Below are 229 nucleotides of genomic sequence, written 5' to 3'. Positions count from 1 at the left end.
GTTTTAACACCTTAGCCATCAACGGTAGTACTAAGGTATGAGGAACCTGTTTTAAGACCAGAACGATCAAGTGTCGTTGTATCAGCAAAACCGAATGGAGAGCTTGAGCCCATTTCTACACTACCGTTATTACCTAGGGCTAAATTATTGTTGAGTTCGAACGAGACATCATTATTAGTAGTGTCTTTAGATACAGTGATATTGCTGTTTTTACTATTGAAGTCAACTG

Annotated in this window: 1 protein-coding gene; it reads right to left on the bottom strand. The window is 38.4% G+C overall.

Translation table 11 applies throughout. The annotated features are described in order from the left end of the window. Positions 1 to 11 precede the first annotated feature (11 nt). The coding region (locus V6252_RS13080) for a hypothetical protein (protein WP_341610736.1) at positions 12 to 229 on the bottom strand (218 nt) is incomplete at its 5' end.

Origin of the sequence: Psychrobacter proteolyticus (assembly GCF_038155145.1) — a bacterium.
GTDB lineage: Bacteria > Pseudomonadota > Gammaproteobacteria > Pseudomonadales > Moraxellaceae > Psychrobacter > Psychrobacter proteolyticus_B.
The sequence above is the reverse complement of the archived record's forward strand: the minus strand, read 5'-3'. Positions and strand labels throughout refer to the sequence as shown.